Source organism: Pseudomonas sp. P4_C8 (genome assembly GCF_056401975.1).
Genome location: NZ_JBFUIH010000029.1, coordinates 32,378 through 47,926, shown reverse-complemented (window position 1 = coordinate 47,926; position 15,549 = coordinate 32,378). Strand labels below are relative to the sequence as shown.

General features: G+C 59.7%; 13 protein-coding genes and 1 pseudogene. 9 read left to right on the top strand and 5 right to left on the bottom strand.

Translation table 11 applies throughout. The features are described from left to right. Nucleotides 1-41 precede the first annotated feature (41 nt). The gene (gene choX / locus AC1DWM_RS18910) at nucleotides 42-986 is read right to left on the bottom strand and encodes a choline ABC transporter substrate-binding protein (RefSeq protein WP_477795854.1); all 945 of its coding nucleotides are present in this window, start codon (nucleotides 984-986) and stop codon (nucleotides 42-44) included. A 209-nt stretch (nucleotides 987-1,195) separates the two neighbouring features. On the opposite strand from choX, the gene AC1DWM_RS18905 reads away from it, so the two are divergent. Next, nucleotides 1,196-2,155 carry a GlxA family transcriptional regulator gene (locus AC1DWM_RS18905; RefSeq protein ID WP_477795853.1) on the top strand — a complete coding sequence of 320 codons (960 nt, stop codon included), beginning with the start codon at nucleotides 1,196-1,198 and terminating at the stop codon, nucleotides 2,153-2,155. Between the two features lie 138 nt (nucleotides 2,156-2,293). Here the strand turns inward: AC1DWM_RS18905 and AC1DWM_RS18900 are convergent, their stop codons facing one another. The 3 genes and pseudogenes from AC1DWM_RS18900 to AC1DWM_RS18890 all read right to left on the bottom strand — a co-directional run bounded on the left by AC1DWM_RS18900 (nucleotide 2,294) and on the right by AC1DWM_RS18890 (nucleotide 3,385). Beyond that, nucleotides 2,294-2,710, bottom strand: coding sequence for a DUF3010 family protein (locus AC1DWM_RS18900; RefSeq protein ID WP_223515841.1), 417 nt, complete (start codon nucleotides 2,708-2,710; stop codon nucleotides 2,294-2,296). A gap of 32 nt (nucleotides 2,711-2,742) precedes the next feature. Further along, nucleotides 2,743-2,976: pseudogene (locus AC1DWM_RS18895) on the bottom strand (helix-turn-helix domain-containing protein); the annotation flags it as partial. 7 nt (nucleotides 2,977-2,983) lie between these two features. Beyond that, on the bottom strand, nucleotides 2,984-3,385 hold the full coding sequence (locus tag AC1DWM_RS18890) for a lysozyme inhibitor LprI family protein (RefSeq protein ID WP_223515839.1): 402 nt from the start codon (nucleotides 3,383-3,385) through the stop codon (nucleotides 2,984-2,986). A gap of 234 nt (nucleotides 3,386-3,619) precedes the next feature. Between AC1DWM_RS18890 and AC1DWM_RS18885 the strand changes: the two genes are divergently transcribed. From AC1DWM_RS18885 to AC1DWM_RS18850, 8 genes are all read left to right on the top strand, one after another. After that, nucleotides 3,620-4,597 carry a dipeptidase gene (locus AC1DWM_RS18885; RefSeq protein ID WP_223515836.1) on the top strand — a complete coding sequence of 326 codons (978 nt, stop codon included), beginning with the start codon at nucleotides 3,620-3,622 and terminating at the stop codon, nucleotides 4,595-4,597. Nucleotides 4,598-4,774: 177 nt separating this feature from the next. Next, nucleotides 4,775-5,305: a DUF5943 domain-containing protein gene (locus tag AC1DWM_RS18880; protein ID WP_007947752.1), complete on the top strand. Its 531-nt coding sequence runs from the start codon at nucleotides 4,775-4,777 to the stop codon at nucleotides 5,303-5,305. Between the two features lie 15 nt (nucleotides 5,306-5,320). Next, nucleotides 5,321-7,381 (top strand): dimethylglycine demethylation protein DgcA, encoded by a 2,061-nt coding sequence (gene dgcA / locus AC1DWM_RS18875; protein WP_046052432.1) that lies wholly within the window; start codon nucleotides 5,321-5,323, stop codon nucleotides 7,379-7,381. A 175-nt stretch (nucleotides 7,382-7,556) separates the two neighbouring features. Then, complete coding sequence (gene dgcB / locus AC1DWM_RS18870) at nucleotides 7,557-9,506, top strand: dimethylglycine demethylation protein DgcB (protein ID WP_223515833.1); 1,950 nt, start codon at nucleotides 7,557-7,559, stop codon at nucleotides 9,504-9,506. After that, nucleotides 9,506-10,726 (top strand): electron transfer flavoprotein subunit alpha, encoded by a 1,221-nt coding sequence (gene etfA / locus AC1DWM_RS18865; RefSeq protein ID WP_477795852.1) that lies wholly within the window; start codon nucleotides 9,506-9,508, stop codon nucleotides 10,724-10,726. The genes dgcB and etfA overlap by 1 nt, the downstream gene beginning before the upstream one ends. A 15-nt stretch (nucleotides 10,727-10,741) precedes the next feature. Continuing rightward, nucleotides 10,742-11,512: an electron transfer flavoprotein subunit beta gene (etfB, locus tag AC1DWM_RS18860; protein WP_149416464.1), complete on the top strand. Its 771-nt coding sequence runs from the start codon at nucleotides 10,742-10,744 to the stop codon at nucleotides 11,510-11,512. A gap of 21 nt (nucleotides 11,513-11,533) precedes the next feature. Then, nucleotides 11,534-12,100 (top strand): GNAT family N-acetyltransferase, encoded by a 567-nt coding sequence (locus AC1DWM_RS18855; protein ID WP_223515827.1) that lies wholly within the window; start codon nucleotides 11,534-11,536, stop codon nucleotides 12,098-12,100. Nucleotides 12,101-12,230: 130 nt separating this feature from the next. Then, a complete protein-coding gene (locus AC1DWM_RS18850) occupies nucleotides 12,231-13,397 on the top strand; it encodes a retropepsin-like aspartic protease (protein ID WP_477795851.1) in 1,167 nt (388 codons plus the stop codon). Nucleotides 13,398-14,176: 779 nt separating this feature from the next. On the opposite strand, the gene gbcA is transcribed toward AC1DWM_RS18850, so the two are convergent. Then, nucleotides 14,177-15,472 (bottom strand): glycine-betaine demethylase subunit GbcA, encoded by a 1,296-nt coding sequence (gene gbcA / locus AC1DWM_RS18845; protein ID WP_223515821.1) that lies wholly within the window; start codon nucleotides 15,470-15,472, stop codon nucleotides 14,177-14,179. Between the last annotated feature and the right edge of the window lie 77 nt (nucleotides 15,473-15,549).

The window sequence follows — 15,549 nt, the reverse complement described above, 5'->3', positions numbered from 1 at the left end:
CGCAGCCCGGTCGGGCTGCGTGTCGGTGGTTCGGTTCGGGTCTATTTACTGGTCAGTTTCAGGTTTTCAGCCGCGGGTTTACCATCGAAGGTGGTCACACCTTCGAGCCAGCGCTGCTGGTCTTTCGGGTGATCTTTCAGCCATTGCTTGGCCGATTCGAAGGCGTCCTTGTGATCCAGCAGCGGCTGCATCATCCGGCTCTCGTCTTCGGCGGTGTAGGTCAGGTTGCTCAGCAAGCGACCGATGTTCGGGCACTGCTCGGCGTATTTCGGTGCGGTGACGGTCCAGACTGTGGCCATGCCTTCGTTCGGGCCGAGGGCGTCGTCACTGCCGGTGAGGTAGGTCATCTTCACGTTGACGTTCATCGGGTGCGGCGCCCAGCCAAAGAACACCACGGCCTCATTGCGGCGCACGGCGCGATCCACCGCCGCGAGCATGCCGGCTTCGCTGGACTCGACCAGTTGGAACTTGCCGAGGCCGAACTGGTTCTTGGCGATCATCGCCTTGATTTGGGTATTGGCGCCTGAGCCTGGCTCGATACCGTAAATCTTGCCGCCCAGCTCTTTCTCGAACTTGGCGATGTCGGCGAAGGTTTTCAGGCCCTTGTCGGCGAGGTAGGTCGGTACGGCGAGGGTCGCGCGGGCGTCTTTCAGGCTGGGGGCTTGCAGCACTTTGACCTGGTTGCCATCGACGAACGGAGTGATGGTCTGGGTCATCAGCGGGTTCCAGTAACCCAGGAACAGATCCAGGCGCTGGTCGCGGATCCCGGCGAAGATGATTTGCTGGGACGCGCTGGTTTGTTTGGTGTTGTAGCCGAGGCCATCGAGCAGGACCTGGGTCATGGCGCTGGTAGCGATTACGTCAGTCCAGTTCACTACGCCCATGCGCACGTTCTGGCATGACGCGGGTTCGGCGGCCATGACACTGGCGCTCAGCAAAGCGGTACCGCTGAGTGCAAGAACACAGCTGCTGATCAGTCGTTTCATCTCAGGTTCCTCGGCAGTTCGTTATTGTGGGTCCGGTCGTCTTTGTGCGCCGGTGATGTCAAGTTACGCAGCTAAGTCCCCATGAAAGCGCACCACGGCGACCAGCTCTTGCACTGCAGCGACCTGTCCTCTTGAATGCCGCTTGCAAGTGGCGTATCAACGTCCACACGCTACCCGCCCTCACGTTACCCGCCTATCGAGTGCGCTCCATGTCCCAGGATTTCTACTTCTTGTTGATGCCGGGTTTCTCGGCCATTGGATTTATCTCGGCCATCGAGCCGCTGCGGGTCGCCAATCGGTTTCGCGGCGAGCTGTATCGCTGGCACGTATTGAGTGCTGACGGCGGGGCGGTGCTGGCCAGCAACGGCATGTCGGTCAACGCCGATGCGGCGCTGGAGCCGTTGAAGAAAGGTGCGATCCTGCTAGTCGTCGCGGGTTTCGAGCCGCTGAAATTTGCCACCCCGGCGTTGGAGCACTGGCTGCGTCGCCTCGACAACGAAGGCGTGACCCTGGGTGCTATCGACACCGGCAGCTTCATCCTCGCCGAGGCCGGCCTGCTCGACGGCCACCGCCTGACCCTGCACTGGGAAGCCATCGACGCGTTCAAGGAATCTTATCCACAGCTCAGCGTCACCCAGGAGCTGTTTGAGATCGACCGCCGACGCATCACCTCGGCTGGCGGCACCGCCTCCATCGACCTGATGCTCGACCTCATCGCCCAGGCCCACGGCCCGGAACTGGCGATCCAGGTCAGCGAACAATTCGTACTCGGCCGTATCCGTCCGCGCAAAGACCACCAGCGCATGGAAGTCGCCACGCGGTATGGCATCAACAACAAGAAGCTTGTCCACGTTATCGGCGAGATGGAACAGCACAGCGAACCGCCGCTGAGCACGCTGGAACTGGCGGAATCGATCAAAGTGACGCGGCGGCAGCTGGAACGATTGTTTCGCCTGCACCTGAATGACACACCGAGCAATTTCTACCTGCGTTTACGGTTGGAAAAGGCGCGGCAGTTGTTGCGGCAGACTGATATGAGTGTGTTGGAGGTGAGTATTGCGTGCGGGTTTGAATCGCCGTCGTATTTCACGCGTAGCTATCGGGCGAAGTTTGAGCGGTGTCCACGCGAGGACCGCCGACGGCTGGGGGATGGGCGGGAGCTGGTCTGAACACAGATTTCGACAACACCATAGACCCCTGTGGGAGCGAGCCTGCTCGCGATGGCGGTCTGTCATACAACTTGATGTCGACTGATCCACCGCTATCGCGAGCAGGCTCGCTCCCACAGTGTTGATCTGCTGTGGCTCCTACTTCTTCATTAGCGCCGAGCAAGCCGCTTTAAACGCTTCATGCTGATACTTGTTCAGCGTCGCCGGCAGCTCAAAATCAAACTTCTTGTTCTGTGCGTTAATCGTCTGCGGCGACAGCAGCGTCACCTCGCAATTCTCCAGCAACTGGAAAACACCTTCGATCTTGAACGTGGTCGGCCCACCCGCGAATTCGCCTTTCTTGCTGCGCTTCTTTATCGCGATCCGGTCGATGGAGTTCTCACGCACGAACGACGCGACCTGAGCGGCAAAGACTTTGACGTTCGCCGCGTCCTCGTCATCGTCGAGGGCGATTTTCTTGGTGGCCAGCGCAACGTGGCTCAGCACTTGGTCGTCGAGGGAGGCCACGGCGATGATTGCTTCGCTGCCTTTGATTTCGATGCCGCAGACTTTCATTTGAATTCCTTAACTGGCTGATGGCGTGCAGCTTACAGCTCAAGTTGATCGGCATTGATGCCAAAAGCTGCGGCAATTTTCTCGCGAGTTGCCTTGCGGGGTTTGGCGACCGTCTCCTGTTGGGCGAAGGCCGGTTGGGAGATGCCCATGCGTTTGGCAACTTCATCCTGAGTAAGGTTCAGATGTTCGCGCCAAGCCCTGACGGGTAGGGCGCCGTCAACAATGCGGCTGACAACTTCGTGTGGGATCAAATGATTCTCCATTCTTATAAGTTTATTCCTGCCCAATCGACTCCAAAAACTCCGACCGCTCATCACTCATCCGCGCCACGCAGTCATTCTGCGCAATGGTGAACGCCTTGCTACCGCTGGTCGCCGGAAACGCCTCGACCGCGCAATCCGCATCCCGGGTCTTCAGCCATTGCTGCTGGGCGGTCTTGAGTTTGGCGGTGATGTCGGCCAGTTGTGCCGGGTTCTTGCCGTAGGCTGTTTGCATGCGCTCGGCCAGGCTCTGGTAGTTGTCCTTGAGCAAGTTTTCGGCGGTGGTTCTGCTGTAGACCGAGCATTCCAGGGTCTGGATGTCGTTTTCGACTTTGTCGCAGGGGGTGTCTTCGGACTCTTCAGCCGCGTGTACGCCAGTCGCTATCAGTGCCAAAGCCAGGAAGATCGATTTCATTGCGCCGCCGCCCCAATCCAATAGTGCATTCAGTAATGCCGGGAATTCTGGCCCATGCGCAGGCCCTTGAACAGGTGGCCCATGACGTCCGTTGGCGACCCTTTGTCGCAGATTGACGCTTTCGGCAAACCCCCTGTCGTTTTTGCACCCGGCTGCCCCCTCCCTCAGGCATATGCTGGCCCCAAAGCGCCGGCACACGATTCGGCGCATGAATTACTAATAGGGGACAGCCTGATGAGCCCAGCCGAATTGCACGCCGACAGCATCGTTATCGACGGTTTGATTATTGCCAAGTGGAACCGTGAGCTGTTCGAAGACATGCGCAAGGGCGGTCTGACCGCGGCCAACTGCACCGTGTCGGTGTGGGAGGGCTTCCAGGCCACCGTCAACAACATTGCTGCGAGCCAGAAGTTGATCCGCGAGAACAGCGACCTGGTGATTCCGGTGCGCACCACCGCCGACATCCGCAAGGCCAAAGAGCAAGGCAAGACCGGCATCCTTTTTGGCTTCCAGAATGCTCACGCGTTCGAAGACCAGATTGGCTACGTCGAGGTGTTCAAGCAGCTCGGCGTCGGCATTGTGCAGATGTGCTACAACACCCAGAACCTGGTGGGCACTGGCTGCTACGAGCGCGATGGCGGCCTGTCGGGTTTCGGTCGTGAAATTGTCGCCGAGATGAACCGCGTTGGCGTCATGTGCGACCTGTCTCATGTGGGCTCCAAGACTTCTGAAGAAGTCATCCTCGAATCTAAGAAACCGGTGTGCTACTCCCACTGCCTGCCATCGGGTCTGAAAGTTCACCCGCGCAACAAGTCTGATGAAGAACTGAAGTTCATCGCCGATCACGGCGGTTTCGTCGGCGTGACCATGTTCGCGCCGTTCCTCGCCAAGGGCATCGATTCGACCATCGACGATTACGCCGAAGCCATCGAGTACGTGATGAATATCGTCGGCGAAGACGCCATCGGTATCGGCACCGACTTCACCCAGGGCCATGGCCAGGACTTCTTCGAATACCTGACCCACGACAAAGGCTACGCCCGCCGTCTCACCAGCTTCGGCAAGATCATCAACCCGCTGGGCATCCGCACCGTCGGCGAGTTCCCGAACCTGACCGAAACCTTGCTCAAGCGCGGCCATTCCGAGCGCGTGGTGCGCAAGATCATGGGCGAGAACTGGGTGAACGTCCTCAAGGACGTCTGGGGCGAATAACGCCACTTTTTAAACAACGATCTTTGTAGCAGCTGCCGAGGCACGAGGCTGCGTTGCGGTCCGAAGGACCGCCCTCGGGGGCCGCTTCGCAGCCCAACGCAGCCTCGCAGCCTCGCAGGCTCGACAGCTGCTACGGCTAGCTATCGCCTCAACACATTGAATTCTGGAGCTTTACCCATGGCTAAAATCGCCCCGCAATTGCCAATCGAAGTCGACAGCGAAACCGGTGTCTGGACCTCCGACGCCCTGCCAATGCTGTACGTGCCACGTCACTTCTTCGTAAATAACCACATGGGCATCGAGGAAGTGCTGGGCGCCGAAGCCTACGCTGAAATCCTCTACAAGGCCGGCTACAAGTCCGCCTGGCACTGGTGTGAAAAAGAAGCTGAATGCCACGGCCTGGAAGGCGTTGCGGTATTCGAGCACTACATGAAGCGCCTGTCGCAACGTGGCTGGGGTCTGTTCAAGATCCAGGATATCGACCTCGACAAGGGCACTGCCAGCGTCAAGCTCGAACACTCGGCGTTCGTCTACGTGTACGGCAAGGTCGGGCGCAAGGTCGACTACATGTTCACCGGCTGGTTTGCCGGTGCCATGGACCAGATTCTGCAAGCCCGTGGCAGCAAGATCCGTACAGTTGCCGAGCAAGTCTACGGTGGCTCCGAAGAAGGCCACGACGACGGCCTGTTCACCGTCAAGCCGTTGTAAGTCGAGGAACCCGCCATGGCTTTCGAAGCAATGTTTCAGCCGATCCAGATCGGCAAACTGACCATCCGTAACCGCGTGCTCAGCACCGCGCATGCCGAGGTGTATGCCACCGATGGCGGCATGACCACCGACCGGTACGTCAAGTATTACGAAGAGAAAGCCAAGGGCGGGATCGGCCTGGCGATTTGCGGCGGTTCTTCCAGCGTGGCCATCGACAGCCCGCAAGGCTGGTGGAAGTCGGTCAACCTGGCCGACGACCGGATCATTCCGCACTTCCAGAACCTGGCCGATGCCATGCACAAGCATGGCGCCAAGATCATGATCCAGATTACCCACATGGGCCGTCGTTCCCGCTGGGACGGCGAGCACTGGCCAACCCTGCTGTCGCCGTCGGGCATCCGCGAGCCGGTGCACCGCGCGACCTGCAAAACCATCGAGCCGGAAGAAATCTGGCGGGTGATAGGCAACTACGCCAGCGCAGCAGCTCGCGCCAAGGCCGGTGGCCTGGACGGCGTCGAACTGTCGGCGGTGCACCAGCACATGATCGACCAGTTCTGGAGCCCACGGGTCAACAAACGTACCGACGAATGGGGCGGTAGCTTCGAGAACCGCATGCGTTTCGGCCTGGAAGTGATCAAGGCTGTGCGGGCGGAAGTCGGCCCCGATTTCTGCGTCGGCATCCGTCTGTGCGGTGATGAATTCCACCCGGACGGCTTGTCCCACGAGGACATGAAGCAGATCGCCAAGTATTACGACGACACCGGCATGATCGACTTCATCGGCGTGGTGGGTTCGGGTTGCGACACCCACAACACCCTGGCCAACGTGATTCCGAACATGAGTTATCCACCGGAGCCGTTTTTGCACTTGGCGGCCGGTATCAAGGAAGTGGTCAAGGCCCCGGTACTGCATGCGCAGAACATCAAGGACCCGAACCAGGCGACCCGTATTCTGGAAGGCGGCTATGTGGACATGGTCGGCATGACCCGCGCCCACATCGCCGACCCGCACCTGATCGCCAAGATCAAAATGGGCCAGGTCGACCAGATCAAACAATGCGTCGGCGCCAACTATTGCATCGACCGTCAGTATCAAGGCCTGGACGTGCTGTGCATCCAGAACGCCGCGACCTCCCGTGAGTACATGGGCGTGCCGCACATCATCGAGAAATCGACCGGTGTGAAGCGCAAGGTTGTGGTGGTCGGTGCCGGTCCTGCCGGGATGGAAGCGGCTCGTGTGTCCGCCGAACGTGGCCACGATGTGACCCTGTTCGAGAAGAAAGAATTCATCGGCGGCCAGATCACCACCGCTTCGAAAGCCCCGCAACGGGACCAGATCGCCGGTATCACCCGTTGGTTCCAGCTGGAACTGGCGCGTTTGAAAGTCGACCTGCGCCTGGGCGTGGCAGCCGATGCAGCGACCATTCTCGATCTGCGTCCGGATGTGGTGGTGCTCGCCGTTGGCGGTCATCCGTTCCTGGAGCAGAACGAACACTGGGGCGCGGCTGAAGGCCTGGTAGTCAGCAGCTGGGACATCCTCGACGGCAAGGTTGCGCCGGGCAAGAACGTGCTGGTCTACGACACCATTTGCGAGTTCACCGGGATGTCGACCGCCGACTTCCTCGCCGACAAAGGCAGCCAGGTCGAGATCGTCACTGACGACATCAAGCCGGGCGTGGCGATTGGCGGCACGTCGTTCCCGACGTACTACCGCAGCATGTACCCGAAAGAAGTGATCATGACCGGGGACATGATGCTGGAGAAGGTCTACCGCGAAGGCGACAAGCTGGTGGCGGTGCTGGAAAACGAATACACCGGCGCCAAAGAGGAGCGGGTGGTGGACCAGGTCGTCGTCGAAAACGGCGTGCGTCCGGACGAAGAAATCTACTACGCCCTGAAGGAAGGCTCGCGCAACAAAGGCCAGATGGACATCGAAGCCCTGTTCGCGATCAAGCCGCAACCTTCACTGAGCCAGGCGGGCGACGGCTACTTGCTGTTCCGCATCGGCGACTGCGTGGCGCAGCGCAACACCCACGCGGCGATCTATGACGCCCTGCGGTTGTGCAAGGATTTCTAAGAGCTTGTGGATAACCTGTAGGAGCAAGGCTTGCCCGCGATAGCGTTGGAACTTCCGATGCATCTTTGGCGGTAGAAATACCGCCATCGCGAGCAAGCTCTGCTCCTACAGGGATTCGGGCAAGGCATCCAGGTAGTTTGGCCTGCAAGACCCTGCGGTCTTTGGGAGCTCCACCATGTTGAACACCCTTCTTCCAATCCTGTTGTTCGCTGCCCTGGGCCTTGCTGTCCTCGGCGCATTGCGGCGGGTGGCTATGTGGCGCCGGGGCCGGGCTTCGAAAGTCGACCTGATCGGCGGCCTGTTCGCCATGCCCAAGCGCTACATGGTCGATTTGCACCATGTCGTCGCGCGGGACAAATATATCGCCAACACCCACGTCGCCACGGCCGGTGGTGCGGTGGCGTCCATCGTGCTGGCGATTCTGGTTCACGGTTTCGGCCTGCATAACCGCATCCTTGGTTATGCATTGCTGTTGATGACGGCAGTGATGTTCGTCGGTGCGATCTTCGTCTACCTGCGTCGGCGCAACCCTCCGGCCCGTTTGTCCAAAGGCCCGTGGATGCGCCTGCCGAAAAGCCTGTTGGCGTTCTCGGCATCGTTCTTCCTGTTGACCCTGCCGGTCGCCGGCATCCTTCCGGAAAACTTCGGTGGTTGGCTGGTAGCTGCGATCCTTGGCGTCGGCGTGTTGTGGGGCGTTTCGGAACTGTTCTTCGGCATGACCTGGGGCGGGCCGATGAAGCACGCCTTCGCCGGTGCGCTGCACCTGGCCTGGCACCGTCGCGCCGAGCGTTTTAATGGCGGCCGTTCCACCGGTTTGAAGCCGCTGGACCTCAACGACCCGACCGCGCCGCTGGGCGTGGAAAAACCCAAGGATTTCACCTGGAACCAACTGCTCGGCTTCGACGCCTGTGTGCAGTGCGGTAAATGCGAAGCCGCGTGCCCGGCCTACGCCGCCGGCCAGCCGCTGAACCCGAAAAAACTGATTCAGGACATGGTGGTCGGTCTGGCTGGTGGCACCGATGCCAAGTTCGCCGGTAGCCCGTATCCAGGCAAAGCCATCGGTGAACACGCAGGCAACCCGCATCAACCGATCGTCAACGGTCTGGTGGACGCTGAAACCCTGTGGTCCTGCACCACTTGCCGCGCCTGCGTCGAGGAATGCCCGATGATGATCGAGCACGTCGACGCCATCGTCGACATGCGCCGCCATCTGACCCTGGAAAAAGGTGCCACGCCAAACAAAGGCGCCGAAGTCCTCGAAAACCTGATTGCCACCGACAACCCTGGCGGCTTTGCACCGGGCGGGCGGATGAACTGGGCGGCGGACCTGAACCTCACGCTGATGAGCGAGAAGAAATCCGTCGACGTGCTGTTCTGGGTCGGCGACGGTGCTTTCGACATGCGCAACCAGCGCACCCTGCGTGCCTTCGTCAAAGTGCTGAAAGCGGCCAAGGTCGACTTCGCGGTACTCGGTCTGGAAGAGCGCGACAGCGGTGACGTGGCCCGACGCCTGGGCGACGAAGCAACGTTCCAGCTGTTGGCCAAGCGCAATATCCAGACCCTGGCCAAGTACAGCTTCAACCGCATCGTCACCTGCGACCCGCACAGCTTCCACGTGCTGAAAAACGAGTACGGCGCCTTCGACGGCAACTACCTCGTGCAGCACCACAGCACCTACATGGCGGAAATCATCGACGCTGGCGCCCTGAACCTCGGTCAACACAAAGGCAGCAGCGTGACCTATCACGACCCGTGCTACCTCGGTCGCTACAACGGTGAATACGAGGCGCCGCGCGAAGTGCTGCGCGCCCTTGGGATTGAAGTGAAAGAGATGCAACGCTCCGGATTCCGCTCGCGCTGCTGCGGCGGTGGTGGCGGTGCGCCGATCACCGACATTCCGGGCAAGCAACGGATCCCTGACATGCGCATGGAAGACATCCGCGAAACCGGCGCCGAACTGGTGGCCGTGGGTTGTCCGCAATGCACCGCGATGCTTGAAGGCGTGGTCGAACCGCGTCCGCTGATCAAGGACATCGCCGAACTGGTCGCCGATGCATTGCTCGAAGATGCCGCACCGAGCAAACCGGCTGCACCGGCCCAACGTGAACCCGCGGAGGCCCACTGATGAGCGATATTATCCGCCGCGACCCCCGCGCCGAATGGATTGCCCGCAACCGCCTGCACCCGCTGCACGCGGCCATGCAACCGGCGCAACACAGCTGGATGGGGCCGAACGGCGTCATCCGCAAGAATCTGCATGGCATCGGTTTTATCGGCCCCAACGGCATCAAGCGCATTGACCGCAGCGGCGCTCAGCAGGGCGGGGCGACTAAACGCACTGCCGCTGTTGAAGTGCAATTGCCGCTGCATCAAGTGCCTGCACCGGCGTTTTACATCAGCGTGGTGCCGGACATGGTCGGCGGCCGCTTGAGCAGCCACGACCGCGACTTGCTCGGCCTGGCTCATCAATTGGCCGGCAAGGACGGCGCGGTATTGGCCGTGGTCTTTGGCGAGCACAAAGAGAATGCCTTTGCCACCGCAGGCGTTGACCGCTTGCTGGTATTGGAGGGCGACGAATTCAGCGGTTATGCACCGGAACAACGTGTCCAGGGTCTGCGGGCTGTGGATAACCAGTTCAGCCCGCGTCACTGGTTACTGCCGGACAGTCGCAGCGGCGGTGGTGAACTCGGTCGGCGTTTTGCTGCTGCGCTGGGTGAACGCCCGGCCACGCGGGTCTGGCAGGTCAAGGATCAGGAATGCATCGGCCGCGCCGGTGCCGGTTTGCAGGACCTTGCGCGCCCGGTGGCACGCTTGATCCTGGCCGCTGCCGAATGCGCCGAACCAGTCAGTGAAACCCGTCACGAAGCCTTGGCGGTGGAGTTATCCACAACCGTGGTGCGCAGCCTCTCGCGCATCGAAGATCTGGGCGCGGTGGCGGTAGACCCGGCGGCAATTCCGATGGCCGAAGCCGAGTTCATCTTCTCTGGCGGCAATGGGGTCAAGGACTGGGGACTTTTCCACCGGACGGCCGAGGCGTTGGGCGCTACCGAAGGCGCGTCCCGTGTGGCGGTGGACGATGGCTTTATGGCCCGTGACCGTCAGGTTGGCGCATCCGGCACCTGGGTGACCGCGCGGGTTTACGTGGCCGTGGGGATTTCCGGGGCGATCCAGCACCTGCAAGGCATCGGTGCCTGCGACAAGGTGGTGGCAATCAACCTCGATCCTGGCTGCGACATGATCAAACGGGCCGACCTGTCGGTGATCGGCGAGAGCGCCGAGATTCTTCAAGCCTTGATCGACGCGGTAGAGGCTTACCGCAACGACGCCAAGCGCGATGCGGCTTAAGGGAAGGAAAGGGTTATGAGCACGAAAATCATCAGCCTGGTGTCCATCGGCGCCCATCCGACCTCCGGCCGGCCACGTCGCGCGGAGCAGGATGCGCGGGCGGTGGAGCTGGGCTTGCAACTGGCTGGGGATAACCTGCAAGTGCTGCATGCCGGCGATGTCGCTGAACCTGCACTGCGCGCCTACCTGGGCATGGGGCTGGAACAATTGCATGTGCTTGAGCAGCCTTCAGGTGCCGATGCACTGCCAGCGTTGACCGCCTATTTGCGCGATGCGGGGGCACAAGTCGTGCTGACCGGCAGTCAGGCCGAAACCGGTGAAGGCTCGGGCATGTTGCCGTTTTTGTTGGCGGAAAGCCTCGGCTGGCCATTGGTGGTCGGTTTGGCTCAAGTGGAGTCCATCGATGGCAGTTCTGCGTTGGTGCTTCAGGCTTTGCCCCGTGGCCAGCGCCGTCGATTGAAAGTGCGCCTGCCGTTTCTCGCCACTGTGGATAACGCTGCGCCGAAGCCTCGGCAGAGCGCCTACGGTCCGGCTCGACGTGGCGTGCTGCAAGCCGATGAAGTCGAAGTGATCGACGATGAACTGCTGGCGGTCGCCACGTTGCAACCGGCCAAACCCCGGCCAAAACGCCTCAAGGTGATCAAGGCCAAGAGCGGCGCGGACCGGATGAAAGCAGCCACGGCCAAGGCCAGTGGCGGCGGCGGGCAGGTGCTTAAAGGCGTGACGGCGCAAGCGGGGGCTGAAGCCATTCTCAAATTGCTGATTGAAGAAGGTGTGGTCCGCTAGCGGTCCGTTGGGGGGAAGTAAATGGCTGTTGAGTTTCGTTCGGCCCGGCGCTGCGATGCGCGGGAGATTGCGCGGTTGTTCCAGATTTCTTCAGAGGGCGCTTCGGATTATATCTGGAGCCAGATAGCAGAGCCCGGCCAGGATCTGCTGGACGTCGGCGCCACCCGCTATGCCCGCGACGATGTGGACTTTTCCTATCAAAATTGCCTGATCGCCGAGGCAAACGGGGAAGTCGTCGGCATGATGCACAGCTATGTTATGCGCCACGATCCGCTGGCGGCTCCGGTGACTGATCCTGTGTTGGCGCCCTATGCCACGATGGAAATCCCCGACACCCTGTATATCTCCAGCCTCGCGCTACATGAGGGCTGGCGGAACCAGGGCCTGGGCAAGCAATTCCTCGCATTCGCCTACGACCGGGCAAACCAGTTGGGGCTCAATGGCCTGAGCCTGATCGACTATGCCGCCAACACCGGCGCCCGGCGGTTTTACGAGCGACATGGCTTTCGTATCGTCGACACCTGCCAGATCACGCCCCACCCGATGATTCGGGTCACGGGGGAAGCCTATCTGATGTACCGGCCTTAAGGGCTGCCACTCGCCGCCGCTCGGTGAGCTACAGTTTTGCTGTGCGCTGGTTAAGGGTGCAGCACGGTTCACGGAGCTTTCAAACGTTCAGCGCTGAGTCATAAAACCCGTTTTTATGCGTGGGTTGAACATGAAGGCGTTGCGTAAGCGTGCTACCTGGTTGCTCTGTGCGGTGATGTGCGTGCCTGCGGGGTTGATGGCGGCTGCCAACACTGAGTCCAATCAGGACTTTTACACGTGGCTAGAGTCGGAGCCAGGGCAAACAGCGTCCTTGGCCCAACTGCGCAAGCAATGCGACAAGGTCGTGGACGCCGCAAATCACCTCGATTGCTCAGTGACCGTTTTCGCCCGCATGTTTGAAGCCAAAGCCGCCAACCAGCTGCCTGATTACTACCTGGCGATCAAGCGCCGCCATGCTCAGGCCATCGCAAGTGACCCCGAGCTCAACGTCTTGTTTTCCATGTTCGGCCGCTTGTCGATCGCCACCCTGCGCGCGGTCGGCGATTTTTCGGTGACCAGCTCCCGGCGACAAGAGGTGCTGACGATTTATCCACATCCCAGTGAGGGTTACGTCACGGACGAAGTGCTGCCCTACATCGACGTCAAAGCGGCCAATGGTGTCTCGACACGCTTTATCGTGGATACCGGCGCCCCGCAAACCCGGGTCAACGACGAAACCGCGAAGCGGATGGGCATCACGTTATTAACCGACTCCCATTACGGCTACAGAACCTTTTATGGGGAACATGGTCTGCCTGCAAAACTCGGGATCTTCGAGTCTTTGAAGATCGGCGGGAGCGAGTTCAGGAATGTCCTGGTGTTTGTCAGTGACCGGGATAACTTGTTGGGGCTTGATCTGATCGGAAAGCTGGGACGTTTGAAGCTCACGAAAAAGACCCTCGAACTCAACGCGAAACCTCCCAAGCGGTGCGATTCGCCCATTACCTATTCGCGTGCGGACATCAATCAAAGACTGACCATTTCCGCACGGCTGGATCGTCGGGCGACGCTGGCGATTCTTGATACCGGGAATGTGGATTACCTGACATCGGCCTCGCCTGGTGACTCGCCCATTCACGTCGCCGAACACTCGCATCACCAGACCTTCAAGGGCGAGTTGGATTTGTCCGGGAACATCAGGGTAGTGACCTACAAATACTACCCGGGCTTCACCATCCCGCCGTCGTTGTTGGACGGGCAGTACGTGCCTTCGATTCTGCTTGGGTGGCGGGCATTCAATGACTATGAATTGAACCTGGACACTGAATCGGGTCGCTTATGCCTGAATAAAATCTGATTTACCCACAAACCCTGTGAGCGCTTCTGTGGATAACGTGTTTGTCCCTCGCTACACCCCATACAAATCAAGCCATGCAAGTCTTCGTACAAAAAGTAACCAGCCTAACTGGCGGTTTTTACAGGCTTTTTGCGGTGGATAAGGTTTCCCGTGCTCCAATACTTGCCCCCAATCTCTGTTGGCGCTTCTGTGGATAAGATGTTCGCTAACCGCTACAGGCCATATAAACCGGGCACTTCAGGTGATTGATCGAAAAACGATCAAATCGTCGATCTGGACCGGTAAACGTCGCGCAACCCCCCGATTTATCGCGGCTTTCAGCGGTTTTCCACAGAAGGACGGAAGTTGCCCCCAAAGTCTGTTGGCGCTTCTGTGGATAAGGTGTTTGCCATCCTCTGCAAGCCACGTAGAACGTGCCCTGTAAGGTTTTGGTCAAAAAACAACCAGCCGCTGTTCAAAACCCTGCTTCTGGATAAGTCACGGATTTTCTTCGGTTTCTGTGGAGAAAGTTTTCGGTAAAGCCACACTTGTCCCCAATAGCTGTGGGTGGAGGTGTGGATAACTTGTTTGTGGAAGGCTGGGAGGTGCGGGCGGCATAGCGCTGAACGGAATAGGTCATATTTCGTACAGTTCTAAGATTGCGGTGAGTCAGAAGGGGGTGCGTGACGCGGATGGCGCTATCGCGAGCAAGCTTGCTCCTACAAAGGATCTGAGGTGTATACACATTCTGTGAACGACCCAGACCTGTAGGAGCAAGCTTGCTCGCGAAGCTTTTGCTCTTAACCTTGTACAGGAACCCCTTTGAGGTACGGCGCCGGCTCGGCCCCGAGGTTGTTCAGCAAACGCTCGCTGTACCAGTCCACAAAGTTCACTACGCCAAACTCATAGGTCTTGGAGTAAGGCCCTGGCTGGTACGCGGTGGAGTTGATGCCGCGCTGGTTCTCTTCGGCCAGGCGACGGTCCTGGTCGTTGGTGGCGTCCCAGACCTTGCGCATGTGTTCAACGTCGTAGTCCACACCTTCGACCGCGTCTTTATGGACGATCCACTTGGTGGTGACCATGGTTTCCTGAGCACTGATCGGCCACACGGTGAAGACGATGATGTGATCGCCCATGCAGTGGTTCCACGAGTGCGGCAGGTGCAGGATGCGCATCGAGCCCAGGTCCGGGTTTTTGATGCGGCCCATGAGTTTGGCGCAGCCCTGTTTGCCGTCCATGGTCATCGACACGGTGCCTTTGAGCAGCGGCATGCGCACGATGCGGTTGCGCAGGCCGAAGCTGGCGTGGGCGTAAGGGATCTTTTCGGCTTCCCAGGCGGCGGCAGAGGCGGCGACGTGGTCCTTGAAGGCCTGGTCGGCACGCGGGTCGGTGACGTCGTCCCATTCCAGCAGGGTTTTCAGCAGTTCCGGGTGCGACGCGTTGCAGTGGTAGCACTCGCGATTGTTTTCCAGCACCAGTTTCCAGTTGGCCTTTTCCATCAAGGTGGTGGTAATCGCCACCTTGGTGTTCTCCATGTCGTACGGTTCCATGTAATGGTTCAGCGTCGACAGGAAGTCATCAATGGCCGGCGGGTTCTCCGACAGGCTGATGAAAATGTAGCCGCCAGCGGTTTTCACGTTCACCGGCTTGAGGCCGTACTGGTTCATGTCGAAGTCGGCGCCCATTTCGGTGCCGGCGAACAGCAGGCGACCGTCCAGCTCATACGTCCACTGGTGGTAGTGGCAGACCAGTTTGGCGACTTTGCCTTTTTCACTGGTGCACAGACGCGAACCACGGTGGCGGCAGACGTTGTGGAACGCATGCACCACGCCTTCAGCGCCGCGAATCACGATGATCGGGTTCTTGCCGACCTGCAGGGTCAGGTAGTTGCCCTTGGTCGGGATCTCGCAGGTCATGCCGGCGATCAACCACTCTTTCTGGAAGATTTCCTGCATGTCGATATCAAACAGCCGCTCGTCAGAGTAAAACGGCTGCGGCAGCGAGAAAGTACGCTCGCGCTCTTGCAGCATCTGCGCGGTGGCCTTGCGTGCGGGTTCCAGTGGATCGCCGAGGCTCAGGGTAGTGGTGACGTCCATCGTGTTTTTCCTCAAGGCCATCTGCGTGGCCGCGAAAGTGGCTGATCAGGTTTGCTACGCAAGGTGTAAAGGATGTG